This is a genomic window from Mesorhizobium sp. LNHC209A00 (assembly GCF_000502915.1).
Classification (GTDB): domain Bacteria; phylum Pseudomonadota; class Alphaproteobacteria; order Rhizobiales; family Rhizobiaceae; genus Mesorhizobium.
The window spans coordinates 100,229-125,320 of sequence record NZ_AYWT01000003.1; the positions used below are offsets into that span (position 1 = coordinate 100,229).

The 25,092-nt window shown below is 63.7% G+C and carries 27 protein-coding genes; 14 read left to right on the forward strand and 13 right to left on the reverse strand.

The features are described from left to right. Positions 1–225: 225 nt before the first annotated feature. The 6 genes from cysG to X739_RS157790 all read left to right on the forward strand — a co-directional run bounded on the left by cysG (position 226) and on the right by X739_RS157790 (position 5,892). The gene (gene cysG / locus X739_RS157815) at positions 226–1,674 is read left to right on the forward strand and encodes a siroheme synthase CysG (protein ID WP_023770640.1); all 1,449 of its coding nucleotides are present in this window, start codon (positions 226–228) and stop codon (positions 1,672–1,674) included. Further along, on the forward strand, positions 1,671–1,964 hold the full coding sequence (locus tag X739_RS157810) for a DUF2849 domain-containing protein (RefSeq protein WP_015315695.1): 294 nt from the start codon (positions 1,671–1,673) through the stop codon (positions 1,962–1,964). The genes cysG and X739_RS157810 overlap by 4 nt, the downstream gene beginning before the upstream one ends. 45 nt (positions 1,965–2,009) lie before the next feature. Next, a complete protein-coding gene (locus X739_RS157805) occupies positions 2,010–3,680 on the forward strand; it encodes a nitrite/sulfite reductase (RefSeq protein WP_023770639.1) in 1,671 nt (556 codons plus the stop codon). Beyond that, on the forward strand, positions 3,655–4,419 hold the full coding sequence (locus X739_RS157800) for a phosphoadenylyl-sulfate reductase (RefSeq protein WP_023770638.1): 765 nt from the start codon (positions 3,655–3,657) through the stop codon (positions 4,417–4,419). Before X739_RS157805 ends, X739_RS157800 begins: the two co-directional genes overlap by 26 nt. Positions 4,420–4,588: 169 nt before the next feature. Continuing rightward, positions 4,589–5,122, forward strand: coding sequence for a DUF934 domain-containing protein (locus X739_RS157795; RefSeq protein WP_023770637.1), 534 nt, complete (start codon positions 4,589–4,591; stop codon positions 5,120–5,122). A gap of 149 nt (positions 5,123–5,271) precedes the next feature. Further along, complete coding sequence (locus X739_RS157790) at positions 5,272–5,892, forward strand: DJ-1/PfpI family protein (RefSeq protein WP_023770636.1); 621 nt, start codon at positions 5,272–5,274, stop codon at positions 5,890–5,892. A 46-nt stretch (positions 5,893–5,938) separates the two neighbouring features. Here the strand turns inward: X739_RS157790 and X739_RS157785 are convergent, their stop codons facing one another. Both X739_RS157785 and X739_RS157780 read right to left on the reverse strand, forming a co-directional pair. Further along, the gene (locus X739_RS157785; RefSeq protein WP_023770635.1) at positions 5,939–6,961 is read right to left on the reverse strand and encodes a fatty acid desaturase; all 1,023 of its coding nucleotides are present in this window, start codon (positions 6,959–6,961) and stop codon (positions 5,939–5,941) included. An 88-nt stretch (positions 6,962–7,049) separates the two neighbouring features. Next, positions 7,050–7,250 (reverse strand): hypothetical protein, encoded by a 201-nt coding sequence (locus X739_RS157780; RefSeq protein WP_023770634.1) that lies wholly within the window; start codon positions 7,248–7,250, stop codon positions 7,050–7,052. 237 nt (positions 7,251–7,487) lie between these two features. Here X739_RS157780 and grpE point away from each other — a divergent pair, with 237 nt between their 5' ends. After that, complete coding sequence (grpE, locus tag X739_RS157775) at positions 7,488–8,120, forward strand: nucleotide exchange factor GrpE (protein WP_023770633.1); 633 nt, start codon at positions 7,488–7,490, stop codon at positions 8,118–8,120. Positions 8,121–8,224: 104 nt separating this feature from the next. Further along, positions 8,225–8,857, forward strand: a complete 633-nt coding sequence (locus X739_RS157770) for a trimeric intracellular cation channel family protein (protein ID WP_023793746.1) — start codon at positions 8,225–8,227, stop codon at positions 8,855–8,857. A gap of 16 nt (positions 8,858–8,873) precedes the next feature. On the opposite strand, the gene X739_RS157765 is transcribed toward X739_RS157770, so the two are convergent. The 7 genes from X739_RS157765 to X739_RS157735 all read right to left on the reverse strand — a co-directional run bounded on the left by X739_RS157765 (position 8,874) and on the right by X739_RS157735 (position 16,524). After that, entirely contained in the window at positions 8,874–9,749 is an 876-nt protein-coding gene (locus X739_RS157765; RefSeq protein WP_023770631.1) for a GNAT family N-acetyltransferase, read from the reverse strand. A 241-nt stretch (positions 9,750–9,990) separates the two neighbouring features. Next, on the reverse strand, positions 9,991–12,285 hold the full coding sequence (locus tag X739_RS157760; protein ID WP_023770630.1) for a PAS domain-containing hybrid sensor histidine kinase/response regulator: 2,295 nt from the start codon (positions 12,283–12,285) through the stop codon (positions 9,991–9,993). A gap of 143 nt (positions 12,286–12,428) precedes the next feature. Then, positions 12,429–13,418: an MDR family oxidoreductase gene (locus tag X739_RS157755; RefSeq protein ID WP_023770629.1), complete on the reverse strand. Its 990-nt coding sequence runs from the start codon at positions 13,416–13,418 to the stop codon at positions 12,429–12,431. A gap of 54 nt (positions 13,419–13,472) precedes the next feature. Beyond that, positions 13,473–13,970, reverse strand: a complete 498-nt coding sequence (lspA, locus tag X739_RS157750; RefSeq protein WP_023770628.1) for a signal peptidase II — start codon at positions 13,968–13,970, stop codon at positions 13,473–13,475. 13 nt (positions 13,971–13,983) lie between these two features. Beyond that, positions 13,984–14,841: an RNA methyltransferase gene (locus X739_RS157745; RefSeq protein WP_015315708.1), complete on the reverse strand. Its 858-nt coding sequence runs from the start codon at positions 14,839–14,841 to the stop codon at positions 13,984–13,986. A gap of 1 nt (position 14,842) precedes the next feature. After that, on the reverse strand, positions 14,843–15,925 hold the full coding sequence (locus tag X739_RS157740) for a class I SAM-dependent rRNA methyltransferase (RefSeq protein ID WP_023770627.1): 1,083 nt from the start codon (positions 15,923–15,925) through the stop codon (positions 14,843–14,845). A gap of 110 nt (positions 15,926–16,035) precedes the next feature. Beyond that, positions 16,036–16,524, reverse strand: coding sequence for a hypothetical protein (locus X739_RS157735; protein ID WP_023770626.1), 489 nt, complete (start codon positions 16,522–16,524; stop codon positions 16,036–16,038). A gap of 268 nt (positions 16,525–16,792) precedes the next feature. Here X739_RS157735 and X739_RS157730 point away from each other — a divergent pair, with 268 nt between their 5' ends. Further along, complete coding sequence (locus X739_RS157730) at positions 16,793–17,230, forward strand: EVE domain-containing protein (RefSeq protein ID WP_023770625.1); 438 nt, start codon at positions 16,793–16,795, stop codon at positions 17,228–17,230. Here the strand turns inward: X739_RS157730 and X739_RS157725 are convergent. From X739_RS157725 to sppA, 4 genes are all read right to left on the reverse strand, one after another. Continuing rightward, entirely contained in the window at positions 17,220–18,185 is a 966-nt protein-coding gene (locus X739_RS157725; protein ID WP_023770624.1) for an ornithine cyclodeaminase family protein, read from the reverse strand. The two genes, X739_RS157730 and X739_RS157725, sit on opposite strands and share 11 nt — an antisense overlap. Before the next feature lie 36 nt (positions 18,186–18,221). Next, entirely contained in the window at positions 18,222–18,626 is a 405-nt protein-coding gene (locus X739_RS157720) for a hypothetical protein (RefSeq protein WP_023770623.1), read from the reverse strand. Between the two features lie 50 nt (positions 18,627–18,676). After that, positions 18,677–18,961, reverse strand: coding sequence for an integration host factor subunit beta (locus X739_RS157715; RefSeq protein ID WP_006200394.1), 285 nt, complete (start codon positions 18,959–18,961; stop codon positions 18,677–18,679). Positions 18,962–19,040: 79 nt separating this feature from the next. Then, positions 19,041–19,997 carry a signal peptide peptidase SppA gene (gene sppA, locus X739_RS157710; protein ID WP_023770622.1) on the reverse strand — a complete coding sequence of 319 codons (957 nt, stop codon included), beginning with the start codon at positions 19,995–19,997 and terminating at the stop codon, positions 19,041–19,043. A 355-nt stretch (positions 19,998–20,352) separates the two neighbouring features. On the opposite strand from sppA, the gene lptC reads away from it, so the two are divergent. The 5 genes from lptC to raiA all read left to right on the forward strand — a co-directional run bounded on the left by lptC (position 20,353) and on the right by raiA (position 25,051). Continuing rightward, positions 20,353–21,066 carry an LPS export ABC transporter periplasmic protein LptC gene (gene lptC, locus X739_RS157705; RefSeq protein ID WP_023770621.1) on the forward strand — a complete coding sequence of 238 codons (714 nt, stop codon included), beginning with the start codon at positions 20,353–20,355 and terminating at the stop codon, positions 21,064–21,066. Next, positions 21,053–21,661 carry an LptA/OstA family protein gene (locus tag X739_RS157700; RefSeq protein WP_023770620.1) on the forward strand — a complete coding sequence of 203 codons (609 nt, stop codon included), beginning with the start codon at positions 21,053–21,055 and terminating at the stop codon, positions 21,659–21,661. Before lptC ends, X739_RS157700 begins: the two co-directional genes overlap by 14 nt. Then, a complete protein-coding gene (gene lptB, locus X739_RS157695) occupies positions 21,661–22,479 on the forward strand; it encodes an LPS export ABC transporter ATP-binding protein (protein ID WP_023770619.1) in 819 nt (272 codons plus the stop codon). The genes X739_RS157700 and lptB overlap by 1 nt, the downstream gene beginning before the upstream one ends. 199 nt (positions 22,480–22,678) lie before the next feature. Continuing rightward, a complete protein-coding gene (rpoN, locus tag X739_RS157690) occupies positions 22,679–24,202 on the forward strand; it encodes an RNA polymerase factor sigma-54 (RefSeq protein ID WP_023770618.1) in 1,524 nt (507 codons plus the stop codon). Between the two features lie 264 nt (positions 24,203–24,466). Then, complete coding sequence (gene raiA, locus X739_RS157685) at positions 24,467–25,051, forward strand: ribosome-associated translation inhibitor RaiA (RefSeq protein ID WP_015315719.1); 585 nt, start codon at positions 24,467–24,469, stop codon at positions 25,049–25,051. The last annotated feature ends 41 nt before the right edge of the window (positions 25,052–25,092 follow it).

The window sequence follows — 25,092 nt, forward strand, 5'->3', positions numbered from 1 at the left end:
AAAACTGTTTTGTGGGACAGGTCGCCGGCAGCTAAAAGTGCCTGAAATCAAGGCGCATTTCAGCAGCTCGGGCGCTCCCGGTGCATGGGCATGGAATATTTTTCTCCTGCCCTTCGCGGTTGCGAAAAAGCGATTGCCTGCCATCACCGGATGCGCGAGTGCTTTGCTTCTGCTTTTTTACGCTTGGGCGTAAAACTGCGATCCTGTTCCCGGATTTGCTTTGTCATGTCGCAAGCCACCACCAAGCTCAACTCCTTTCCCGTCTTCATGCGGGTCGAGGGCGAAGCCGTGGCCATTGTCGGCGGCGGCGAGGAGGCTTTGGCCAAGGCGCGGCTGATCGCCCAGTCGAGCGCGGTCCTGCACATCATCGCTAGGGATGCCGAACCGGAGCTGTTGGCCTTCATCGCCGAGTCCGGCGCCAACTATATGCCCGGCGCGTATAACGCCTCGCAGATCGAAGGCGCCGTGATGGTGTTTGCCGCCAGCGGCGACGAGGCGCTCGACCGTCGCGTCGCCGCCGATGCGCGCCGGCTGGGCATTCCCGTCAATGCCGTCGACCGGCCGGACCTCTGTGATTTCTTCACCCCGGCGCTGGTCAACCGCGCACCGGTCGCCGTGGCGATCGGTACCGAAGGCGCGGGCCCCGTGCTTGCACAGATGCTGCGCAGCCGAATCGACCGCATGCTGTCGCCGTCGCTCGGGCCACTGGCAGCGCTTGCGGCGTCGTTCCGCAATGCCGCCGAGAGATTGCCCAGGGGCAGTATACGCCGCCGTTTCTGGAGCGACTTCTTCGGCGGAGCGCCAGCACGCGCCGTCGAGGCCGGCGAATTTTCGCAGGCGCGCGAAGCCGCCACCGACCTGCTGTTGTCCAACGCGCCCGTTCGCGGCCACATCGCCCTGGTGGGCGCCGGTCCCGGCGCCGAGGACCTCCTGACCCTGCGGGCGCATCGTCTGCTGATGGAGGCCGATGTCATCGTCCATGACGCGCTGGTCCCGGAGGCGGTCGTCGCCATGGGCCGCCGCGATGCCGAGCGCCTGCCGGTGGGAAAGCGCAAGGGCTGCCATACCAAGAGCCAGGCCGAAATCAATGCGTTGCTGGTGGATCTCGGCCGTCAGGGCAAGCGCGTCGTGCGGCTGAAATCGGGCGATCCTCTGGTGTTCGGCCGCGCCGGCGAGGAGATGGCCGCGCTTCGTGACGCCGGCATCGCCTATGAGGTGGTTCCGGGCGTCACAGCGGCCTTTGCCGCTGCCGCCGATTTCGAACTGCCGTTGACGCTGCGCGGCGTTTCCTCCTCGATGGTGTTCACCACCGGCCACGATCTCAAGGGCAATTCACTGCCGGATTGGGCCAAGCTCGCCATTTCCGGCGCTACCGTTGCCGTCTACATGGGCCGCTCGGTCGCGGCCGAAGTTGCCGGCCGGCTGATCGAGGCGGGCTTGTCGCCGGACACCGCGGTCGCCGTGGTCGAGAATGCCAGTCTGGCCAATCGCCGACGCTTCCACGGCACGCTTGCCGACTTGCCGTCGCTGGAAGCGCGCGCCGATCTGTCGGGCCCGGTCATGACCATCATCGGCGACGCCGTCGCCGGTGCCAATTTCGAGCGGTCCGAGCCGCTCGCGGCACACAGGCTCGAGAGCGTGCCCGTAGCAGCCGCCGAGGGAGTTCAGCCATGAAGATACTGACCGCCAATCGCCTCGGCGACGGTATTGCCGTCTGGTACGCCGATGGCGGCTGGGCCGAGACGGTGGATCATGCGGACCTTGCCCACGACAAGGCGGCCGAGGATCGGCTGGAGGCGATCGGCGCCAAGGCCCACGCCGACAATGAAGTGGTCGACGTCAATCTGATCGATGCGGACATCGTCGACGGCGTTGTCGAGCCGGTGCGGCTGCGTGAGAAGATCCGCGCCGCCGGCCCGACCATCCGCAACGACCTCGGCAAGCAGGCCGAGCGGGCGGCATAGCCAGGACACCAGGTGAACGGGCGGACGCGCCCTGAAAGACGAAGCATGTACCGTTACGATGAGTTCGACCACGATTTTGTCCAGGCCCGCGTCGCCGAGTTCAGCGACCAGGTCGAGCGCCGGCTGTCCGGCGAGATTACCGAGGACCAGTTCCGGCCGCTCCGGCTGATGAACGGCGTCTATCTGCAGCTGCACGCCTACATGCTGCGCATCGCGGTGCCCTACGGGACGCTGAACGGCAAGCAGTTGCGCATGCTCGGCCACATCGCCCGCAAATACGATAAGGGTTACGGCCATTTCACCACGCGCCAGAACATCCAGTTCAACTGGCCGGCGCTGTCGGACATTCCGGCGATCCTGGCGGACCTGGCCAGCGTGGAGATGCACGCCATCCAGACCAGCGGCAACTGCATCCGCAATGTCACCGCCGACCATTTTGCCGGGGCTGCCGCCGACGAGGTCGCCGATCCGCGTCCCTATGCCGAAATCCTGCGGCAGTGGTCTTCGGTGCATCCGGAATTCTCGTTCCTGCCGCGCAAGTTCAAGATCGCGGTGACGGGAGCCGAGCGCGATCGCGCCGCCATCCAGACGCACGATATCGGCCTGCACCTCAAGAAGAACGCCGCCGGCGAACTCGGCTTCGCCGTCTACGTCGGTGGTGGCCAGGGCCGTACGCCGATGGTGGCGAGGAAGATCCGCGACTTCTTGCCCGAAGCCGACCTTCTCTCCTACTGCACGGCGATCCTGCGCGTTTACAATCTCCATGGCCGCCGCGACAACAAGTACAAGGCGCGCATCAAGATCCTGGTCCACGAGACCGGCGCCGAGGAAATCACCCGCCAGGTCGAGGCCGAGTGGCAGGAATTGAAGGACGCGGAGCTGAAGCTGCCCGAGGCGGACATCCGCGCCATCGAGGCTTATTTCGCACCGCCCGCGCTGACCGGGCGGCCGGACGGCGACGCCGCCGTCAAGGTGGCGCGGCTGGATTCCAAGGGCTTCTCGGACTGGCTCGAGCAGAACGTGGTGACGCACCGCCACCCCGACTACGCGGCGGTGACGATCTCGCTCAAGGGTATCGGCGAGGTGCCGGGCGATGCGACCGACAGCCAGATGGAAGCGGTCGCCGACATTGCCGAGAAATATGCCTTCGACGAGCTTCGCGTCAGCCACGAGCAGAACCTGATCCTGCCGCATGTGGCGCGTGCCGACCTCAAGGCGGTCTATGACGCGCTGGTCGACATCGGGCTGGCGACGGCTAACTCCAACCTGATCTCGGACATCATCTCGTGCCCGGGCCTCGATTATTGCGCGCTGGCGACGGCACGCTCGATACCGATCGCACAGGAAATCTCGCGCCGCTTCGCCTCGCTGGAGCGGCAGCGCGAGATCGGCGAATTGAAGCTGAAGATCTCCGGCTGCATCAATGCCTGCGGCCACCACCATGTCGGCCATATCGGCATCCTCGGTGTCGAGAAGAAGGGCTCCGAACTCTACCAAGTGACATTGGGCGGTTCGGCCGACGAGAACACTTCGGTCGGCGAGATCATCGGCCGGGGCTTCTCTTCGGAAGAAATCACCGATGCCATCGAGCAGATCGTCGACACCTACCTCGGCCTTCGGCTCAACCCGCAGGAAAAATTCATCGACGCCTACCGCCGTGTCGGTCCCGCGCCGTTCAAGGAGGCGCTCTATGCTGGCGAAGCCAAGGCCGCTTGACCATATTGCCGACGTCGATGACGGCATCGCCGCCAAAGCGGCGGGGTTTGACGCGCTCTACGGTCATCTCAGCCCGATCGAGATCATCGAACGATCGGCCAACGATCTGTTTCACGACGAGATCGCTGCCGTGTCTTCGTTCGGCGCGGATTCGGCGGTGCTGCTGCATATGATCGCCAAGATCGACCGTACGCTACCGGTCATCTTCCTCGATACGGGCAAGCATTTCGAGGAGACGCTCGGCTATCGCGACGCGCTGGTCGCCGATTTCGGATTGACCAACATCCGGGTGATCAAGCCGGACGAAGCGGCGCTCGAACGGATCGACCCGACCGGCAATCTGCACCAGAACAACACCGATGCCTGCTGCGACGTGCGCAAGGTCGAGCCGCTGGCACGTGGCGTCGCACCCTTCCGCGCCTGGTTCACGGGCCGCAAACGCTTCCAGGCCTCGACACGGGCCGCACTTCCGGTGTTCGAGGCGGTAGGCCCTCGCATCCGCATCAATCCGCTGGCGCACTGGACGACGTCGGACCAGGCCGACTACATGCGCGCGCATGCGCTGCGCGAAAACCCACTGGTCGCCTATGGTTATCTGTCGATTGGCTGCTTTCCATGCACGCAGCCGGTGCAGCCGGGCGAGGATGCGCGCAGCGGCCGCTGGGCCGGCCACGCCAAGACCGAGTGCGGCATCCATCTGTCGGGACTGGAAGTGTCGCTGACCGACGCATCACTATAGGGTATGTTGCAATTCAGGTGAGGCAGGCCTGCAAACGGCGGCTTCCTGCGCTTCCGGTGCCCACGGACTTCAAGTACGTTCCGCTCCGGTTCTCGCAAGCAGCCGTTTTCGACACAGCCTGACCTGAATTTCAACACATGCTCGAGCTCTTCGAATTTTAGGAATTTTGATGACTGGACTGACGACACCGGAGACCCGGCTCTGGACCCCGGAGGGTTTTCGCGAGGACGAGTGGAGCCATGCCGAAAGTGCCGACGCGCTTTCCGGCAATGGCCGATTCATCCTGCCGCTGCAGGCGTTCCTCGATCTCGACCCGGAGGTGCGCCGCTCGGCGAAGGAGCGGCTCGGCGTCGTGCTGCAGCCCGGCGACCAGCTCGACAAGATCGCCGATCTGCTCGACCAGTTGTCGCTGGTGGCGCTGGCCTTCCCGGCTTTCGGCGACGGCCGCTCCTTCTCCAAGGGCGAACTGCTGCGCAGCCGCTATCACTTCACGGGCGCGCTGCGTGCCACCGGGCAGGTCCTGGTCGACCCGTTGCCGCACATGCTGCGGCTTGGCTTCGATGAATTCGAGATCTCGAATCCAGTGCTCTTGAAGCGCCTTGAAGAAGGCCGCACCGGCGGGTTGGGGCTTTACTACCAGCCGGCCGCCATAGTGGAGACCAAGGGTCCGAAATATTCCTGGCGGCGTCTTCGCAACAGCTGACGCTTTTTCCAGGAAGGCCGAAGGCCCTCTCACTCGAAGCTGGTCGTACCAATTGTGTGATTTGCGCTTTTCCTCTCGGCATCTTGCCCTTAGGATATCGCTGTTATTTCGCGACCCGAAATAAATGGCCACAAAGGGAGGAACCGGGAATGGCTGGCAAGAAGATATTGATGCTCGTTGGCGAGTTCAGCGAGGAATATGAGATTTTCGTCTTTGAACAGGCCATGCATGCCGTCGGCCATACCGTGCATGTCGTTTGCCCGGACAAGAAGGCAGGCGATGTGCTGAAGACATCGCTGCACGATTTCGAGGGCCACCAGACCTACACCGAGAAGCCCGGACACGATTACATCCTCAACAAGACGTTTTCCGAGGTGGATCCGGCCCAGTACGATGCCGTCTACGCGGCGGGCGGGCGCGGTCCCGAATACATTCGTATCGACAAGCGCGTGCAGGCGCTGGTGCGGCACTTCCATGAGACAGGAAAGCCGATCTTCACCATCTGCCATGGCGTGCAGATCCTGATCGCGGTCGACGGCGTGGTGCGGGGCAGGGAAGTGGCGGCGCTTCATTATTGCGAGCCGGAAGTCACGCTGGCCGGCGGCATCTATGTCGACGTCGCGCCCAACGGGGCCCATGTCGACGGCAATCTTGTTTCGGCCAAGGGCTGGCCGGGCCTGTCCAATTTCATCCGCGAATGCCTGAAGGTGCTGGGCACGGAGATCCGCCATGGCCAGATCCTGATGCGCGACGAGCGGCAAGCGGCCTGAGAAAGGTTTGGGGAACTACCGCCGCGCGCTGGCGCGGCGGTATGCTCTACGCCGCCATCCGCGCTTCGCGGAACGACACCAGTTTTTGGCGGCTTTCGTCCCACAAGGCCAGTTTGACGCAGCGCAGGCTCTCGAGCAGCGTGACGCGGCCGATGCCGCGCAGCTCGGGATAATCCCGCAGCACTTCCTGCAGCCGGTAGCCGGGCACCTTGGCGGAGAGGTGGTGGACGTGGTGAACGCCGATATTGCCGGTGAACCAGTTCAGCACCGGCGGAAGGTCGTAATAGGACGAGCCGTGCAGGGCGGCGCGCTGGAACTCCCATTCCTCATCCTTCGCCCATTCGGTCTCCTCGAACTGGTGCTGGACATAGAACAGCCAGATGCCGGCCGAACCGGCAAGAATGACGATCGGCAGATGGACGATCAGGAACGCACCAGGGCCGATGACCCAGATGAGGATGGCCGCGGCAACCGCGATGCCAAGATTGGTGGTCATCGACGACACCCAGGGCGTCAGGCCGCCGCGCATCATGCCGACGGGCAGCCTTTGCGAGAAGATGAACAGCCAGATCGGCCCCAGGCCGAACATCACCAGGGGATGGCGGTAGAGGCGATAAGCCAGGCGACCCCGCCAGGACATCCGCCGGTATTCGGCGACGGTCAGCGTCCTGATATCGCCCATGCCGCGTTCGTCGAGGTTGCCGGCGCTGGCATGATGGGTGGCATGGGCACGCCGCCAGCAGTCGTAGGGCGTCAGCGTCAGGATGCCCAGCGCGCGGCCGATCCAGTCATCGGCAATGCGATTGGCAAAGAAGGAGCCATGGCCGCAATCGTGCTGGATCATGAAAATCCGCACCAGGAAACCGGCCGCGGGCAGGATCAGGACCAGTCCCCACCAATGACCATAGGCATAGGCAGCGGAAGACAGAGCCCACAGCGTGGCGAAAGGAATGAGGGTGATGGCCAGTTCGAGTGTGCTACGCCGCCTGTCAGGCTTCTTGTAGCGCGCCAGGATCTTTAGCCAGGCGCGCTTGCTGTTGGCAGCTGCCTCGGGGGAAATCATGTTCATCAGGAAGCATAGGCGGGGTGTGCCGCCACCGCAAGCCAGGGATCACGCAAAGTTACTGTGCGTAATTGTCGCGTAAGGCCCGGGTGACTTACTGCCGTCGCCATCCGGCGTCGCCATTCTCGACCCGGTCGAGATGCTCGAGCAATTGCTCAAATCGGTCCGGGATGTCAGGTTCGATGCGGAAGGCTGGCAAGGTGCGCAGAAAGCGCGTCACTGCCTCGGCGCCAAACTGCCGCCGAACCTCCGCAGCGAGCCTTTCTCCTTTTTCAAGCTTGTTGCGGGTCATCATTTCAAAAATCCTGCGTCGGCTCCGAAACTCCCCCAGCAGCGGAATGGTTCCCGCATCACCGCTTCGTGGCAAGCAAAGCCGGCAAGTAGGGTAAAATTTGAATTAAAATCGAAGCGTCCCACCGTGCTTGCCTGATCCGGTCGCAGGCTCTTGCCGTCGCTTTCCCCTTGATTTTTGGCCTGCGAACCTCGATATCGGGCACAAAATCCATACCATTCGAGATGACGGGAAACGGCGATGAGCGACCAGGCAAAAGACGAACGCACGCCCAATGAAGCCGAGGCGGCCGAGGCCAATGCCGAGCGCACGGAAGGCAGCATCGATGGCGACTACGAAGCGCTTGTGCGGCTGCTGAAGGAAAATGAAGAGCTGAAGGACCGCGCGCTGCGGGTCGCGGCCGAGATGGAAAACCTGCGCCGCCGCACCGCGCGCGACGTGCATGACGCGCGCACTTATGCGGTGGCGAATTTCGCCCGCGACATGCTGTCGGTGTCGGACAATCTGCGCCGCGCCCTGGATGCCATTTCCGCCGAGGCCAAGGCATCGGGGGATGCCGGCTTCAAGGGGCTGATCGAAGGCGTCGACCTGACCGAGCGCGCCATGCTGTCGGCGCTGGAACGGCATGGGGTCAAGAAACTTGCTCCCGAGGGCGAGAAGTTCGATCCCAATTTCCACCAGGCAATGTTCGAAGTGCCCAATCCCGATGTCCCGGCCAACACCGTGGTCCAGGTCGTGCAGCCGGGCTATTCGATCGGCGAGCGGGTGCTTCGCCCGGCCATGGTCGGCGTCGCCAAGGGCGGTCCGAAAATTGCCGCCGACGCGCCGGTCGAGCCAGGGCCGGTCAATGAGCAGGCCGAGAAAGATGCGTGATTAGTGGGGTAGCGAATAGAGAGTAGTGAGTAGCAAGGACCGGGACGAGTAGGCGCCTGCTTCGCCAATTGCCATTCACTACCGACTACTTCACTACTCACTCCATGAACCCGATCGCCCTCCTCGACTATGCCGGCGTTGCCGTCTTCGCGGCGACGGGGGCGTTGGCGGCGTCGCGCAAACAGCTCGACATTATCGGCTTCCTGTTCCTGGCCAGCGTCACCGGCATCGGCGGCGGCACGCTTCGTGACGTCATCCTCAATCTGCCGGTTTTCTGGGTCGCCAACTCGAGCTACGTTCTGATCTGCGCGGCGGTCGCGGTGCTGGTGTTCTTTGCCGCGCACCGTGTCGAATCCCGCTGGAAATGGCTGCTCTGGCTCGACGCCATCGGATTGGCCGCTTTTTCGGTGATGGGTGCGGCCAAGGGTCTGGCCATTACGGGTTCGCCGGTCGTCTCCGTCATCACCGGCGTGCTCACCGCCACGTCAGGCGGCATCCTGCGCGATCTGCTGGCCGGCGAGCCCTCGGTACTGCTGAGGCCGGAAATCTATGTTACGGCCGCTCTGGCAGGCGCTGCCATCTTCACGGCTGGCGACGTCACAGGATTGCCGCCGATTTTTTCAGAGCTGGCCGGCTTCGCCGCGGCGTTCGCCGTTCGCGGCGGCGCGCTCCGTTTCGGCTGGACCTTTCCAGCCTACAAGAGCCGGCCCGGCCGGCGGCCGGAAGACATTCCATGAAAAGAAGCTATTCGCGTCACGCGGCGAAGCGCTGCGCTTCCCCGCCATAGTAGTTGACGTAGCGGGCACCGATCTCCTTGACCGGCATCACGACGAAAATGTCGACCGTGGAGAATTCGCGGTCGATGACGCAACCATCGCCGATGCGAGCGCCGACCCGCAGATAGCCCTTGACCAGAGGCGGCATCGCCGCGATCGCGGCCTTGGTGTTGACCGCCTCGATCGGCATCAGATCCATGGAGCAATAGCGCCCGGACACAGCGCGCACGTCCCAGGCCGAGTTGGTGCGGCAGTGATGGGCAAGATAGGTGAGCGCCTCCGCATGCGCGGCCGGCACGGTGCCATGGAACGAGGCGCAGCCGGTCATCACCCCGATCTGGTAGTGATTGATGTAGGCCCAGATGCCTTGCCATAGCGCTTCGATGGTGCGCTTCGAACGGTATTCCGGCAAGACGCAGGAACGGCCGAGTTCAAGGAACCGCTGGCTGGGATGGCGGGCGATGAGCTTGGTCAGCTCGAATTCGCCTTCGGAATAGAAGCCCCCGGCGGTTGCCGCGATTTCTTGCCGCAGCAAGCGATAGGTACCGACGATGCGGCGGTGCTCAGGGCCGGACAGCGTGGTGTCGAGGACGAGCAGATGGTCGCAGAGCGGGTCGAAACGGTCGGCGTCGCGGCGGTCCTGCGCCTGGAACAGATCCTTCCTGGCGCCAAGCTCGTCATAGAATACACGGTAACGCACTTCCTGCGCGGCCGCGATCTCGGCCTCGTTGCGGGCGAGCCGCACTTCGAGATTGCCGATACGGCCGAGCGCCGCACCCTTTATGACGGAATCGACATTACGTCCGGCGAGCAAGGCGCTGCTGGCGTTCGGCCGAGTGTCACATTCCGGCATAACTGTATGCACGAGTGATTCTCCTTCGAGCCATCCCTCTTGGCACGGGGATACGGTGTAGGTGCAACAGGATTGTGACAGTACCGTGATACGGCGTTGCGGGCAATACTTCGTCGGCTGGCGAAAACGGTCAACCGGCTACGTTGCGTCACAGGACCCCACGGCGCGTCGCGTTCGCGGGGCGCCGAGAATGCGCTGCTTTTCGGCGGCATTGACCAGCCACGCACCCGGAAAAGCAGGCTCAGGCGGCGACCTGGCCCTCGACGGCGCTGACCAGTGCATCGGGGTCGAGCGGCTTGGTGACGAAGCCGCTGGCACCGTGGGCGAGCACCGCATGGCGGGTTTTTTCCTGGCTGTCGGCCGACAGCACCATAATCGGCACCGGCGGCACGGAGGCCTCCTCTTCATGGCGGCGGATCGCGGCAATGGCGTCCAGTCCGTCCATGACCGGCATGTGGAGATCCATCAGCACCACGTCGAAGCGATGCTTCTGGCCGGCACCGGTGACCGCCTCGACGGCGGCCTTGCCGTTGCCGACCACCTTGACGCGATGCCCGGCCTTCAACAGCGTCGCGCGGGCCAACATGGCATTGATGTCGTTGTCCTCGGCGATCAGCACGGACAGGCCGTGCTGGCGTTCGCCTGAGGCACGAAGCGCCGGCGCGCGGCGTTTTTCCGGCTGCGGCTGGGCCAGGACCGGTGCGTGGCTGCTCAAAAGGACACGCAAAAGTGTTCCTCCGCGCACCGGCCGGGCAAGGAAAGTCGCGTAGCCGCTGGCACGAAACTCGCCCAGCATGCCGCGGTCGGTGGGTGCGATCAGCGTGACGGCTTCGCAATCGGAAAACCCATGCTGGCGAAGACGCTTGAGCAGCCTTCCGTCACTCTCTTCCATGGCCGCGTCGACCAGAAGCACGTCGCAGCCGTCGGCGAAGGATGCGGCCTGAGCCACGGTGGTGGCGATGCCGGCCGCGCCGCCATTGGAGCGGATGGTGCGGGCGATGGCGTCGGCCTCGACGGTGTTCTTGGACACGATCACGGCGCGTCGTCCGGCAAGCGCGTTCAATCGGCCCTGCGGCGGCTCGGTGGCTGACGTGGCGGGAATCTCGAAGACGAATTCGGATCCCTGGCCAAGCCGGCTGGAAACCGAAATCGTGCCGCCCATGGCGGCCACCAAGCGCTTGGAGATGGCAAGTCCCAGTCCAGCACCGCCATGCGTGCGCGTCGAGGTGCCGTCGGCCTGTTCGAACTCCTCGAAGATGCGCTCCATGTCCTCGTCGCGCAGGCCGGGACCCGTATCGGCGATGGTGAAGCAGATGCGGTCGCTGGTCTCGGTTCGGGCGCGCGCGACGCTGACCAGCACGCCGCCACTGTCGGTGAACTTGATGGCGTTGCCGATGAGGTTGAGCAGCACCTGCCGGACCCGGCCCGGATCGGCGGTGATCAATTGCGGCACATCCGGTTCGACATGGCAGCCGAGGCCGATATTCTTGGCGAAGGCCCGCGCGGCCATCAATTCGATGATGTTGTCGGCGATCTCGCGCACCGACATGGGCTGCGGTTCGGGATCGAAGCGTCCGGCCTCGATCTTGGAATAATCGAGCAGGTCCTCGATCAGGGCAAGCAAGGCGCTGGCCGAGGTCGAGATGGCGCCGACATAGGTCTGCTGCTCCGGCGAAAGGCTGGTGTCGGCAAGCAGCCTGGCCATGCCCATGATGCCGTTCATCGGCGTGCGGATCTCATGGCTGACGGTGGCGAGGAAGCGCGACTTGGCCTGGCTGGCGAACTCGGCCCGCTCGCGCGCGGTGATCATGGACGACTCAGCGCGCTTGCGTGCTGTGATGTCGCGGGCGATGGCGCGATGCGAGACGGCACCGCTGTCCTTTTCGCGCACCGACAGCTCGATCCAGGAGAACCAGCGCGGGCCCGTCGGCGTGCGGATGGCAACGTCGGTGGAACTCAGGCATTCATGATCTGAGAAAGCCGCATCGGGAACGATGCCGACCTCGATCCCGAATTCGGCCAACGTCTTGCCGGCAAGATCGCGCGGATCGGTTTCGACGATGTCGGCGAACACCTTGTTGGCGTAGACGATGTAACCGTCGCGGTCGCGATGGATGACGAGATCGCCGAGCGCGTCGATGAGACCGCGAAAGCGCTCCTCGCTTTCCTGCATCTCCCACATGCGGTCGGCCAGCGTCTCGATCTCGGCGCGGTTGCGGGCGGTGGTTTCGTCGAGCAGGACCGCGGTGCGGCGTACGCTGCGTCTGGCGCGCAGATGCATGGCCAGGCCAGCAAGGCCGGTTGCCAGCAAGGCAAGGCTGATGAAGACTGGCGCCCCGGTCAGGGATGAGAGGCCGGCCAGCAGCATGACGGCAACGAAGGTCAGGACCGGCAGGCCTTCGCGCTTGGCCGGTTGCTGATCAGGGACCAGCGGCGGCGCGGCGATAAACCGCCGCGCCGATACCGGCAGTTGCGCCGATGCCGCATCGATGTTGTCGCCGGCGTCGGCCTGTTGGCTGTCGGATTCCGCGATCATGCGAAATCCTTTGCCAGATAGAGATTATGGAAAATTGCGGGGGATCGTTCGAATTTTAGTTGATCGGGCGTTTTTGGCCCGGCGGCGACGGATTTGCCAGCCAACGGGGGATTTCGCCCCGCGCCTGCCACCCCTGAGCCGGGTCACATGTCGACGACGACGCGGCCGCGGATCTTGCCGTCGACGATGTCGTGTGCCGCACCGATGATGCCGTCGAAGCCGATGGTCGTGGACAGGCTGGCGAGCTTGTCCACATCGAGATCGGAGCCGATGCGCCGCCAGGCCTCGAGGCGTACGGCCTTCGGCGCCATCACCGAATCGATGCCGAGCAGGGAGACGCCGCGCAGGATGAAAGGGGCGACACTCGACGGAAGATCCATGCCGCCGGCCAGGCCGCAGACCGCGACCGCGCCGCCATAGGAGGTCATCGACAGCACATTGGCCAGCGTGTGGCTGCCGACCGAATCGATGCCGCCGGCCCAGCGCTCCTTGGCCAACGGCTTGGCGGGTTGGTTGAGTTCGTCGCGCGATATCACCTCGGCGGCGCCCAGGTTGATCAGATAGGGGCTTTCGGCGTTGCGGCCGGTCGACGCGATGACATGGTAGCCGAGGCTGGACAGGATCGAGACGGCGACCGAACCGACGCCGCCGGCAGCACCCGTCACCACGACAGGTCCGCGCTCAGGCAGGATGCCGTGCCGCTCCAGCGCCATGACGCAGAGCATGGCCGTATAGCCGGCTGTGCCAACCGCCATGGCATCATGCGCGCTCATGCCTTCCGGCAGAGGCACCAGCCAGTCGCCCTTGACGCGGGCGCGCCCGGCATAGGCGCCGAAATGGGTTTCACCGACACCCCAGCCATTCAGGATGACCTTGTCGCCCTTGCGCCAGTGGGGATTGGAAGATGAGATGACGGTGCCGGCAAGGTCGATGCCCGGCACCAGCGGCCATCGACGGATCACCGGAGCCTTGCCCGATATCGCCAGTCCATCCTTGTAGTTCACCGTCGTTGCCTCGACCGCGATGGTGACGTCGCCCTCCATCAGATCGGCGTCGGTGAGATCGGTCACGGCGACGGACTGCTTTTTCTCCGCATCGCGCGAAACGAGGATGGCTTTGAAGGTTTCGGTCATCTTTTTCTCCGCGAACTTTGCTCGGCGTGACTGTGCGGCGATGGCCGCGCGAGGTCAATCTTCGGAAGGCTTGGCGTTCGGAGGCGTGGATTCACGCCGCCAGCCGATGAGTTCGTCGAAGACGACCATCGCCGCGCCCACCGATATGAAGGCATCGGCAAGGTTGAAGACGGCGAAGGACCAGACCGGCGTGTGGAACAGGATGTAATCGATGACATGGCCGTAGACGGCGCGGTCGATCAGATTGCCCAGCGCGCCGCCGATGATCAGGGCAAAGCCGGTGCGGGCGATGACATGGCCCGATGGCGTGCGCGTGGCGAGGTAAAGCACGAAAGCGACGACCAGCACCGCGATGACAACCAGGCCGGTGTCGCCGAAGGAGGAGAACATCGAGAAGGCGATTCCGGTGTTGTAGGTGCGGAACAGCGCCAGAAAGGGCAGGAGGTCGAGCTTTTCCTGGAAGGGCAGTCCGGCTTCGACCAGTGTCTTTATCCACTGGTCGAGCGCGATGGCGACGATGACGAGCAGCGCGTAGGGAGACCATGATTTCACGATTGGGCAACCCTCATTGCTGGTCCGAAATTGGTTCGAGCTTCAGCGCGCCGCGCCGGATCTCGAACAGCATGATGCCGGTGGCGACCGCGAGATTGAGCGAATCGGCGCGGCCCGCCTGCGGAATCCTGAGCAGCCTGTCGCAGCTTGCCGCCAGGCTTTCGGGCAGGCCCTGCTGCTCATTGCCCATCATCAGCAGCACCGGCCCGCGGGAAAAATCGACCGAGCGGTAGTCGACCGCGCCTTTCAGATGCGTGCCGGCAACGAGCCCTGAAAAACCGCCGCGCCAGGCAAGGAATGCCTCTGTCGTTGCCTTGGCCACCGGTATGGCGAAGATCGACCCCATGGTGGCGCGCACCGTTTCCACCGAAAACGGATCGGTGGTGTCGCCGACCAGGATGACGCCCTTGGCGCCGACGGCATCGACGGTGCGGATGACGGTGCCGAGATTGCCGGGATCGCGCACCCGGTCGAGCGCTACCCAGACATCGCCATTGTCGGCACGGATGTCCTTCAAGGCCAGGAATTTCTGCGAGAAGACGCCGACCACCATTTGTGGATTGTCGCGGCGGGTGATGGCGACAAGCACCTTTTCCGATACTTCGAGCACGGTGCCGCCGGCGGCGACGGTGCGTGCCGCCACCTTTTCCACGGCCGCGTTGCCGCGTCCGGCCTTGGCGAAAACCAACGTCCTGATCTGCCAGCCCAAGTCGAGCGCATCGATGACCAGCTTCAGCCCCTCGGCCATGAAGGCGTTCTGCTGGTCGCGGAATTTCTTCAAGGCAAGTGCCTTGATGTCCTTGACCAGCGGATTGGCGAGGCTGGTGACTTCCTTCACCTGACCGGGCGCGCCGGCATGCCGTTCGTTCATGTCAGGCCACCCAGCGCGAAAACAGCGACGTCGAAAGCGCCCGGCCGGCGGACTTTTCACGGATGATCAGCTCACCCGATTCAACCTTGCCGCCCATGCCGGCGAAGGTGTCGCGCATCAGAGCGTGGATGGCGAAGAAGGAGGCACGAATCGAATAGGCGGTCAGCACCACGGCAAGCGGTTTCGGAGTCAGGATCGAGCGACAGAGATCCGTCAAATCAGGCAGGTCCTCGAACAATTGCCAGACCTCGCCCTTGGGGCCGCGGCCATAGGCCGGCGGATCGAACAGGATGATGTCGTAACGGCTGCCGCGACGCTCCTCGCGTTCGGCGAACTTGACCGCGTCGTCGACGATCCAGCGGATCGGCTTGGCGCCAAGTCCCGATATCTCCTGGTTTTCGCGGGCCCAGCCGATCGCCTTCTTCGAGGCGTCGACATGGGTGACCTCGGCGCCGGCGCGCGCGGCCACCAGCGAGGCAAGGCCGGTATAGCCGAACAGGTTGAGTACCTTGACCGGCCGCCTGGCGGCGGCGATCAGCCCGGCCATATGGTCCCAGTGCGAGGCCTGCTCGGGAAAGACGCCGACATGGCGAAACGAGGTGAAGCGGCCGAGATAGTCGATGCCGTCATGCTTCATCGGCCAGGTTTCGCCGAGCGGCGTCTTGGGAAAACGCCAGCGGCCGATGCCCTCCTCGTCGGTGTCGCCGGTGAAGATCGCGTCGGCACGCTCCCAGTCCTTGGCCGGCAGAGCCTTCTGCCAGATCGCCTGGCCCTCGGGCCGCACGATCCGGTAGGGGCCATATTGTTCAAGCTTTTGTCCCGCGCCGCTGTCGAGCAGCGCGTAATCCGCGTTGGGTGCCACTTCGAGGATTACCGGAAGTTGCTCAGCGGGCAGGACGCCGTCGCGACGGGCTAGGTTGCGGGGCGTGGATTTTGGTGCGGGCTGGTCCGGCTTCAGGTCTTGCCGCGGCCTGACCTCCGGCCTGGCCACGCCGCGACCTTCCGGTGGACGCGATTGCGCGGCTTCGCCTTTACCCGGTTGATGCGGGCGGCCGTCGCGGCGTTTGTCGCGAAAAGACTTCAAGAGACAGCTTCTCCGGCGGTTCGGCCCGCTTCTGCCACAGCTATGCCCATCGGCGCAACAAACCCGAGCCACATTGCGATTGCGAGGGTTAGGGCGATTGGGACGATGGCTTAGCCGCCACGTCCGATCGAAAGCAGTGCGACAACCAGCGAAACGAAGCCGGCAGCCTTGGCCGCCGTGACGGCCATGTGGCCGGTTTCCCAGCGCAGCCGTATGACTTCGAAATTGTCTGGAATTCGCCCCGGCACCCAGGTGGCGAGAATTTTATTGGCCGGTCTGACGAGAATGAACCAAAGCACGAGTGATAGTACATAGAGCAAGGTGGCGGCGAGTGCGAACCAGAACGCCGGCCGATCCTGGCGCAGCAGCCATGCCAGCAGTCCCGGGCCAATGATTGCCGCGACATCCAGCGGCGCGCCAACGATTGCGAAGAGCAGGAACTGGCCGTTGAAAACGGTGGCCTCGCGCCAAAGCGCCGGGGACCATCGGGTGAGCCGGGGCGCCGATTCCAGGACATGGGCGAAGGACGGTCCGAGGCTGAGCGCAGCGATCATTGCGGTCAAGACAGACCAGAACAGCAGGAAGCCGTATAGTCGCATGACGCAACAACGATTCCGCGCCGAAGCCGTTCCGAACGGCCGCACTTGCCATTGCCGCGGCTCTGGCCCTATCGTTCGGCACTTCGGCACTTCGGCACTTCGGCACTTCGGCACTTCGGCACTTCGGCACTTCGGCACTTCGGCACTTCGGCACTTCGGCACTTCGGCACTTCGGCACTTCGGCACTTCGGCACTTCGGCACTTCGGCACTTCGGGCCGATTGCCGGGCAGCGTTGGCCGACGGACAACAGGCCAATTAGGAACAGACATGAACGCTTGTTGGATCGCGGTGGCGTCGGCGCAGCATGTCCGGCGCGGCCGCCAGGACGGCTTCATGCAGGTCAACCATGGCAAGGCGGCACCGCTGCGCCGCGTCAGGCCCGGTGACGGCATCGTCTATTACTCGCCGACCACGGTTTTGGGGGAGAAGGACGGTCTGCAGGCGTTCACGGCGATCGGCACGGTGCGGGAAGGAGACCCCTACCAAGGCGACATGGGCGGCGGCTTCACGCCGTTCCGCCGCGATGTCGACTGGGCGCAGGCACAGGAAACGCCGATCAAGCCATTGCTTGAGAGGCTGGAGTTCACCTCAGGCAAATCGAACTGGGGCTACCCGTTGCGCTTTGGCTTGTTCGCCATCAGCATGGCCGATTTCGCTTTGATCGCGGAGACGATGGGCGCCAAACTCGCTTCGACTAGCCCCTGAGTGCCTTGTAGACAGCAATGCCGGCGGCCAAGTCCTCCAGCGCGGCGCCGACCGACTTGAACAGCGTAATCTCGTCCGGGCTGCCGCGACCTTCCTTTTGGCCGCGCGCCAGTTCGTGCAGGTCGGCCACGATGGCGTCCGGCTTCAGCACGCCTGAGGCCAGTGGCTGGACGATGTCGCCGGCTTCCTTGGTGGCGCCGGCACGGGTGTCGACATAGACGCGGGCGCGCATGATCGCGTCGTCATCGCTTTCGCGCATCGCAGGCGTGAAGCCGCCGACCAGGTCGACATGGGTTCCCGGCCGCAGCAACGTGCCCTTGAGCAGCGGCGTGGTGGTGATTGTCGCCGAGGAGACGATGTCGGCCTGGCCAAGCTCGGCATCGAGATCGGTCGCGGCGCCGGCCGCGAAGCCCTCGGCGCGCAGATCGGCCGCGACTTTCTCGGCGTTGGCCGGGGTGCGGTTCCAGATGCGAATGGTCTTGATCGGTCGCACGGCGCTGTGCGCCTTGGCCAGGAAGGGCGACAGCGCGCCGGCGCCGACCACAAGCAGCCGCGAGGCATCGTCGCGGGCGAGATAGGACGCGGCGAGCGCCGAGGCGCACGCCGTGCGCCACTGCGTCAGCCGCTGGCCGTCGATCAGGGCTTCCGGCTCGCCGGTGCTGCCATCGAGCAGGAGATAGAGCCCCATCACGGCGGGCTTGCCGACGGCGTTGTTGTCTGGCGAGACGGTGACGATCTTGACGCCGATATGGCCGCCGGCGGAACCTCCCGCGGCGTGAAAATCGGTCCAGGCGGGCATCAGCAGCAAGGTCGACGCCGCGCCGTCAGGCCTTTCGACCGCGTGATGATGCCTGACCGGCTGCACCGCGCCCTCGCGAAATGCCGTGCGCAATGTATCGACCAGTCCAGGAAAGGTCAGCGCACGATCGACCTCCGCGGCCGAAATGGTCAGCATGAAAAGCTCCGTAAAAGAAACGCGCCGATCTGCGGCTCAATTGGTCGGCTTCGGCAATGCCGACCCCTGGGCCGACCCCTGGGCCGACCCCTGGGCCGACCCTTGAGCCGACCCTTGAGCGGATCCTTGGGCTGATGCCTGCGGCACCGCGGGCGTGCGGCTGACTGCCTGGCGCAGGTTTTCGGCCTCGACACCGCGCTGGCGCGCCAGTTTGCGGTAGTGGCCCTGCTTGACCCATGTCGCCAGGCTGCCGACGACCATGCCGATGGCGAGCGCCAGGAACAGGAAGATGAACAGCGGCAAGGTGAGCGTCAGCTTCGGATTGCCGGGATTGAACGGGTCCAGCGTGAAGGCGACGAGTTCGCGGTTGGCCACGGCCAATGCGATCAGGATGATCGCTAGGGGCACGAAGACCACGATGAGCATGAGGCGATTGAGCATGATGTTTTCCGTCGCAAGCGGGCCGATAGGGCCGTCCGGCGCTGACGCGCCTACTTGCCGCCGTTCAGCCTTTCACGCAATTCCTTGCCGGTCTTGAAGAACGGCACCCATTTCTCCTCGACCTCGACGGATTCGCCGGTACGCGGGTTGCGGCCGGTGCGGGCAGGTCGGTTCTTCACCGAAAAAGCGCCGAAACCGCGCAATTCGACCCGGTTGCCCTCGGCAAGCGCGTCGGTGATTTCATCGAAGATCGCGCCGACGATGTTTTCGACGTCGCGCAGGAAAAGATGCGGATTGCGCGTGGCAATAATCTGCACAAGCTCGGACTTGATCATCAGACGGGTCCCCGTGAAAGCAGTTCGGCCAAAATTATCAGGATGATTTTATTTGCTTTTTCAGCTGTCCCAACGCGTCTCAAGGGTGCCAGACGGAAACGAGACCGTCAAGAAACAAGCGGTCGGCGCCAAGTTCATGGATCACGTCGCCGCCGGAGTCCGGCAGGCCGAGCGCGCCGGCGATCGTGCGTGCCATAGCCTTCGAGAACAGGAAACCGCCGCGTCGTTCCGTGTCCTTCCACTCGACCACCTTGAGCTTGGCATCGACACCCTTGGTCGCCAGCCAGTCGATCGCCACGGACTCGCCGCCGACAGCGTCGATCAGCCCGTTGGCAACACCCTGGCGGCCAGTGAAGATCGAACCGTCGGCCAGCGCCAGCGCCTGTTCGTGGGTCATCTTGCGGCGTTCGGCGACGATGCCGACGAACCAGTCGTAGCTGTCCAGGATGAGCTTGCGGACCATGGCGCGCTCGTCGTCATTGGTCGGCTTGAAGGGCGAGGGTGAGGCTTTCAGCGGCGAGGATTTGACCTCCTCCAGCTTGACGCCGAGCTTGTCCATCAGGCCGCTGACGTCAGGATACTGGATCAGCACGCCGATCGAGCCGACGATCGAGGTCTTGCGGGCGACAATATGGTCGGCGGCACTGGCGATCATGTAGCCCGCCGACGCGGCGAGCGTACCGACCTCGGCCACGACAGGCTTGTCGGCGGCCAGCTTGCGAACCTCCTCGTAGATCGATTCCCCGCCGACGGTGGTGCCGCCAGGAGAATCGACCACAAGGATCACGCCTTTTACTTTCGGCGACTGGCGGATGGCTTCCAACCGCTTGATCAGTTCGTCGTCCTCGGTGATTGTGCCTTCGACCCTGACCTTGGCGATGTGATCGACGGCGGAGCCGCCGAAATCGTCGCCATAGAACCAGGCCGACAGCGCAATCACCCCGAGCGCCACGATGCCAAAGGCCGCAACACGCCAGAAAGTCAGCTTGCGCCGCAAGCGGCGGCGGTCGATCAGGTCGTCGGCTCTCAATGCCATCGTCAGCCTCACAGTCATCGGGAAGAGACGCTTTTAGACCATGATGTCTTGATCGGGAAGCAGTTCCGTCCCGCACATGGCGCGGCAATCCGCGCGCAGGGGTCCGTGTTGTCTGTTTCGTGACTGGCCTGTGGGGGCGGCGCAAGGTAAGTGGGAAGAACTTCGGTGGTGAAAAAAGACGCAAGGGCGTCTATTTCTGTTATGAAGCATTGGCTGTTTGCGCTGACCCGGGTTTCGTTTGTGCACGGCAGCTGTCACATTTTTGCGGTTTTCGTCGGCTTGTGCTTGCGCGAGGGCGCTGGCCTCCCACGTATAGGCGGTGCTCCCCGGGCAGGGGTTTTAGAAGAAAGCAGTCATGTTAGCGCGACCGAATGAACCGACCAGCCCGGAGACGGAGTTGGCTCCCCCGGCGGATGGCTGGACGCGGGGCGAAGCTTTCGACCGCGCCCAACGTCATTCGCGCCGCGTGCGCGTGCTCAAATTCGCCGTGCCCTTGGCCGCGGCATTGATTGCCATCGCCTTCCCGGTCTATTCCTACCTCGCCGCGCCCGTCTCCGTCGCGGTGCAGGCCGAAGGCACAGCCTTCTCCAACGGCAAGCTGGTGATGGCCAATCCCAAACTCAACGGGTTCACCAAGCAGAAGCAGCCCTATTCGATGACGGCGCTGCGTGCCATCCAGGATGTGAGCACGCAAGGCATCATCGAACTCGAAGGCATAGACGCCAAGGTGCCGATCGCCCCCGACAATGTCGCGGCGATCAAAGCCTCGCGCGGTACCTACGATCGCGACGGCAATACGATGAAGCTGAACAGCGACGTCACCATCACCACGACCGACGGCCTGCAAGCCAAGTTCAAATCGGTCTTCCTCGACATGGGCAAAGGCACTATGAAGACGGATGATCCCGTCGATGTCAGCCGTGGCGGGTCGCAGATCAGGGCGGATTCGATGTCGGTCCAGGACAATGGCAAGATCCTGGTGTTCGAGAACAAGGTTCGTGTCAACATCGATCCCGCCGTTCTAAAGGCGGCTGAGGCAAAGGGCGAAGAAGCGAATGTGGCTCAATAGTTCGACACGGCTTGCGGCCGCAACTTCGGCGCTGTTCCTGCTCAGCCTGGCGCCGGCGCTGGCGCAGTCGGGAGCGGCCAGCCAGGTGTCGGGTCTCAAATTGGCCGGCGACAAGCCGATCCAGATCGAAAGCGACAAGCTGGAAGTCCATCAGGCCGACAGCGTCGCGATCTTCACCGGCAATGTCACCGTCGTCCAGGGGCCGACGCTGATGAAGGCCGGCAAGATGATGGTCTACTACGTCAAGGACCCCAACGCGGGCGCCAAGGGCGCTGAAGCCGCTGGCGCGGCGGCCATGACCGGCTCGGCCAACATCGATCACCTGGAGATCTCCGACAAGGTCTACATCAAGTCGGATCAGCAGGTCGCGACCGGCGATCAGGGCAGTTTCGACATGAAGAGCCAGGTGCTGGTGCTTTCGGGCAAAAAGGTCGTCCTTTCGCAAAACGACAATGTTCTGGTCGGCTGCAAGCTCACCGTACAGATGAAAACCGGGCTCGCTCAAGTCGATCCATGCGCTGGGCAGCGTGTGCAGATGTCGATCACACCCCCGCCGAAATCGGATGCGCCGAAATCGGGAGCGACGAACCCCTGATGGTCAGCCTGTCGTCGCTGACGGCGCGTCTTCCGGGACGGGCCGCAGGCAAGCTTTCGGCTCCGGCCACGGTCACTGTCGACAAGGCGAAGTTCAAGGGAACCTTGATCGCCAAGGGTCTGACCAAGAGCTACAAGGGCCGCAAGGTCGTCAGCGGCGTTACGCTGGGCGTGCGCGCCGGCGAGGCCGTCGGGCTGCTCGGCCCCAACGGCGCCGGCAAGACGACCTGTTTCTACATGGTCACGGGCCTGGTGCCGGTGGATGAAGGCACGATCGAAATCGACGGCTTCGACGTCACCTCGATGCCGATGTATCGTCGCGCGCGCCTCGGCATCGGCTATCTGCCTCAGGAGGCCTCGATCTTTCGCGGCCTCAATGTCGAGCAGAACATCCGCGCCGTGCTCGAAGTGGTCGAAAAGGATCGCAAGGTCCGCGAGCGCAACCTCGACGAACTGCTCGAGGAATTTCACATCAGCCATCTACGCAAGGCGCCATCCATGTCGCTCTCGGGCGGCGAAAGGCGTCGCCTGGAAATCGCGCGGGCGCTGGCGACACGCCCGGCCTACATGCTGCTCGACGAGCCCTTCGCCGGCATCGATCCGATCGCCGTCGCCGATATCCAGCAACTGGTGCGTCACCTGACAGCGCGCGGCATCGGGGTCCTCATCACCGACCACAATGTGCGTGAGACGCTCGGCCTGATCGATCGTGCCTATATCATCCACGCCGGCCAGGTGCTCACTCACGGCCGCGCCGACGAAGTTGTGGCAAATCCCGATGTGCGGCGGCTTTATCTCGGCGAGGGTTTTACGCTCTGAGCGTGAAATTTGTTTCCTGATACGATTTTTTGCCCGCCAGCGACCTATTTTCCGCGATTTTGCTCCGGGATAACGCTCCGGTAAGCGGGTTTTGCTAGGCTTTGCCTTGACAAGCAAAAGCCGGGCCAGTTTCTATGGCCGGCCGTGAAATTCATTTCCGGAAGTTGGAACGCGTAGAGGAGGCGTTTGAAACCGAACCATGGCATTGGCGGCCAAACTACAGCTCCGACAGTCGCAGTCGCTGGTGATGACGCCGCAGCTGATGCAGTCGATTCGGCTGCTGCAGTTCACCCATGTCGAACTCGAGCACTTCATCGACGAGGAGATCGAGCGCAACCCCCTGCTGGAGCGCGCCGAGCCGCAGGATGATGCCGCGAGCGACCAGGCGCAGAAGCCCGACGTAGAGCCGCAAGCGGCCGCCGATGGCGACTGGTTCGAGAACGAGGCGGGATGGAGCGCCGAAGCGATCTCGGAAAAGCTCGACACATCCCTGGAAAACCTGTTTCCCGATGACCCCGGCACCAGCGAGCGGCTGGGGCCCGACCTGACGGCGCAATGGAAATCGGCTTCGGGCAGTGGAGGCTCCTCGTCCGAGGGGCTCGACGCCGGCGACATGGCGGCGAGCGGGATCACGCTGCGCGACCATGTCGGCGAGCAGGTCGCGCTCGCCTTCATCGATCCCGTCGCGCGGCTGATCGCCGGAGAACTTGCCGATGGGCTCGACGAGACGGGCTATGTCAGGGCCGATCTGGCGGAGATCGCCGCGCGGCTTGGCACCAACGAGGTCGCGGTGGGCAAGGTGCTGGCCGTGTGCCAGACCTTCGAGCCGGCCGGCCTGTTTGCCCGGGATCTCGCGGAATGCCTTTCGCTGCAGCTTGCCGTGCGTGACCGTCTCGATCCGGCCATGAAGGCCCTGGTCGCCAATCTCGAATTGCTGGCGCGCCGCGATTTTCAGACGCTGAAGCGGCTCTGCGGCGTCGACGAAGAGGATTTGCTGGACATGCTGGCCGAAATCCGGGCGCTCGACCCGCGGCCGGGCATGGCGTTTTCGGGCGGTGCCAGCGATGCGATCGTCGCCGATGTCGAGGTGCGGGCGGCCAATGACGGCAGCTGGACCGTCGAACTCAATGCCGAAACGCTGCCGCGCGTGCTGGTCGACCACATCTATTTCGCCCAGGTGTCGCCGCACGCGAAGAACCAGGCGGAGAAGGATTTCCTGGCCGAGTGCCTGCAGAACGCCAACTGGCTGACACGCAGCCTCGACCAGCGGGCCAAGACGATCCTCAAAGTGGCCTCGGAAATTGTGCGCCAGCAGGATGCCTTCCTCGTCCATGGCGTGCGCCAGCTGAAGCCACTCAACCTGCGCACGGTGGCGGACGCCATCGGCATGCACGAATCGACGGTCAGCCGGGTGACCGCCAACAAATACATGCTCACCCCGCGCGGCGTGTTCGAGCTGCGCTACTTCTTCACGGCCTCGATCGCGGCATCGGGTGGTGGCGATGCGCATTCCTCGGAAGCGGTGCGTGATCGCATCAAGCAAATGATCGACGAGGAGAAGCCCGTCGATGTGCTGTCGGACGATGCTATTGTCGACATGCTCAGGGAAAGCGGTGTCGATATCGCCCGGCGCACGGTCGCCAAGTACCGGGAAGGCATGAATATTCCCTCCTCGGTACAGCGCCGGCGCGAGAAACGGGCGCTCGCCAGCGCCGGCCGCTAGGCGTTCACGATTTCCACAGCTTTCAAGTTTCATTGACAAGCCACGGTGAAGTGGCTAGAAGCCCGCCCGCATGAGACGGGCTTGATGCCCGCTAGCGGATGGTCCGTCACGACAATGACCCGGGATGGTCAAGAAGGCGGCTTGTGATCAACCGGAAAGTTCGGATTTAAATCGGCGCGAGTGACGCCGCAAAGCTTGTGCGCACGGATCACGAGTATAAACTCGGGCCAGTTTGAAGCCTGAGCAAGGAAGGTCAGTTTTCAGATGAATCTGCGCATTTCGGGAAAGCACATGGATATCGGCGATGCGTTCCGTACACGCATCAACGATCGTGTCGGTGAAGCGATCGGCAAATATTTCGATCGCGGCTTCGCGGGGCATGTCACGGTCATAAAATCGGGCTCGCGCTATTCCGCGGATTGCATGATCCGGTTGGATTCCGGCGCCTCGCTGCAGGCCACCGGCGATGCCCAGGATCCGACACTCGCCTTCGAGGCCGCGGCCGATCGGCTGGAAACCCGGCTTCGGCGTTACAAGCGCCGTCTGAAATCGCACAATTCAGGCAATGGAAACGGCGAGTTGACCGACATCGCTTACACGGTGATGGCACCGCTTGCCGATGACGATGAGGAAATCCCGGAGGATTTCGCACCGGCCATCGTCGCCGAATCGACCATGACGCTGAAGACCATGTCGGTGGCCTCGGCCGTCATCGAACTCGATACCAAGGACAGTCCCGTGCTTGTTTTCCGCAATGCCGGAACCGACCATCTCAACATCGTCTATCGCCGGCCCGACGGAAACATCGGCTGGATCGATCCGTCCACGACCAAAGTCGCACAGGGATAAAAGCCAGCCGCACGAGGGGTGGGGACTGGCGCGGCAGGCGA

What these genes read in the sequence shown, in the direction of transcription:
- lptC (WP_023770621.1), top strand. Translation starts at nt 20,353, where the DNA reads ATGTTAGCGCGACCGAATGAACCGACCAGCCCGGAGACGGAGTTGGCT.
- X739_RS157800 (WP_023770638.1), top strand. Translation starts at nt 3,655, where the DNA reads ATGCTGGCGAAGCCAAGGCCGCTTGACCATATTGCCGACGTCGATGAC.
- X739_RS157810 (WP_015315695.1), top strand. Translation starts at nt 1,671, where the DNA reads ATGAAGATACTGACCGCCAATCGCCTCGGCGACGGTATTGCCGTCTGG.
- X739_RS157790 (WP_023770636.1), top strand. Translation starts at nt 5,272, where the DNA reads ATGGCTGGCAAGAAGATATTGATGCTCGTTGGCGAGTTCAGCGAGGAA.
- X739_RS157715 (WP_006200394.1), bottom strand. Translation starts at nt 18,961, where the DNA reads ATGATCAAGTCCGAGCTTGTGCAGATTATTGCCACGCGCAATCCGCAT.
- X739_RS157755 (WP_023770629.1), bottom strand. Translation starts at nt 13,418, where the DNA reads ATGACCGAAACCTTCAAAGCCATCCTCGTTTCGCGCGATGCGGAGAAA.
- X739_RS157735 (WP_023770626.1), bottom strand. Translation starts at nt 16,524, where the DNA reads ATGCGACTATACGGCTTCCTGCTGTTCTGGTCTGTCTTGACCGCAATG.
- X739_RS157765 (WP_023770631.1), bottom strand. Translation starts at nt 9,749, where the DNA reads ATGCCGGAATGTGACACTCGGCCGAACGCCAGCAGCGCCTTGCTCGCC.
- X739_RS157785 (WP_023770635.1), bottom strand. Translation starts at nt 6,961, where the DNA reads ATGAACATGATTTCCCCCGAGGCAGCTGCCAACAGCAAGCGCGCCTGG.
- X739_RS157780 (WP_023770634.1), bottom strand. Translation starts at nt 7,250, where the DNA reads ATGATGACCCGCAACAAGCTTGAAAAAGGAGAAAGGCTCGCTGCGGAG.
- X739_RS157730 (WP_023770625.1), top strand. Translation starts at nt 16,793, where the DNA reads ATGAACGCTTGTTGGATCGCGGTGGCGTCGGCGCAGCATGTCCGGCGC.
- X739_RS157770 (WP_023793746.1), top strand. Translation starts at nt 8,225, where the DNA reads ATGAACCCGATCGCCCTCCTCGACTATGCCGGCGTTGCCGTCTTCGCG.
- lptB (WP_023770619.1), top strand. Translation starts at nt 21,661, where the DNA reads ATGGTCAGCCTGTCGTCGCTGACGGCGCGTCTTCCGGGACGGGCCGCA.
- raiA (WP_015315719.1), top strand. Translation starts at nt 24,467, where the DNA reads ATGAATCTGCGCATTTCGGGAAAGCACATGGATATCGGCGATGCGTTC.
- X739_RS157805 (WP_023770639.1), top strand. Translation starts at nt 2,010, where the DNA reads ATGTACCGTTACGATGAGTTCGACCACGATTTTGTCCAGGCCCGCGTC.
- rpoN (WP_023770618.1), top strand. Translation starts at nt 22,679, where the DNA reads ATGGCATTGGCGGCCAAACTACAGCTCCGACAGTCGCAGTCGCTGGTG.
- X739_RS157745 (WP_015315708.1), bottom strand. Translation starts at nt 14,841, where the DNA reads ATGAACGAACGGCATGCCGGCGCGCCCGGTCAGGTGAAGGAAGTCACC.
- X739_RS157700 (WP_023770620.1), top strand. Translation starts at nt 21,053, where the DNA reads ATGTGGCTCAATAGTTCGACACGGCTTGCGGCCGCAACTTCGGCGCTG.
- X739_RS157725 (WP_023770624.1), bottom strand. Translation starts at nt 18,185, where the DNA reads ATGCTGACCATTTCGGCCGCGGAGGTCGATCGTGCGCTGACCTTTCCT.
- cysG (WP_023770640.1), top strand. Translation starts at nt 226, where the DNA reads ATGTCGCAAGCCACCACCAAGCTCAACTCCTTTCCCGTCTTCATGCGG.
- grpE (WP_023770633.1), top strand. Translation starts at nt 7,488, where the DNA reads ATGAGCGACCAGGCAAAAGACGAACGCACGCCCAATGAAGCCGAGGCG.
- X739_RS157720 (WP_023770623.1), bottom strand. Translation starts at nt 18,626, where the DNA reads ATGCTCAATCGCCTCATGCTCATCGTGGTCTTCGTGCCCCTAGCGATC.
- X739_RS157760 (WP_023770630.1), bottom strand. Translation starts at nt 12,285, where the DNA reads ATGATCGCGGAATCCGACAGCCAACAGGCCGACGCCGGCGACAACATC.
- sppA (WP_023770622.1), bottom strand. Translation starts at nt 19,997, where the DNA reads ATGGCATTGAGAGCCGACGACCTGATCGACCGCCGCCGCTTGCGGCGC.
- X739_RS157795 (WP_023770637.1), top strand. Translation starts at nt 4,589, where the DNA reads ATGACTGGACTGACGACACCGGAGACCCGGCTCTGGACCCCGGAGGGT.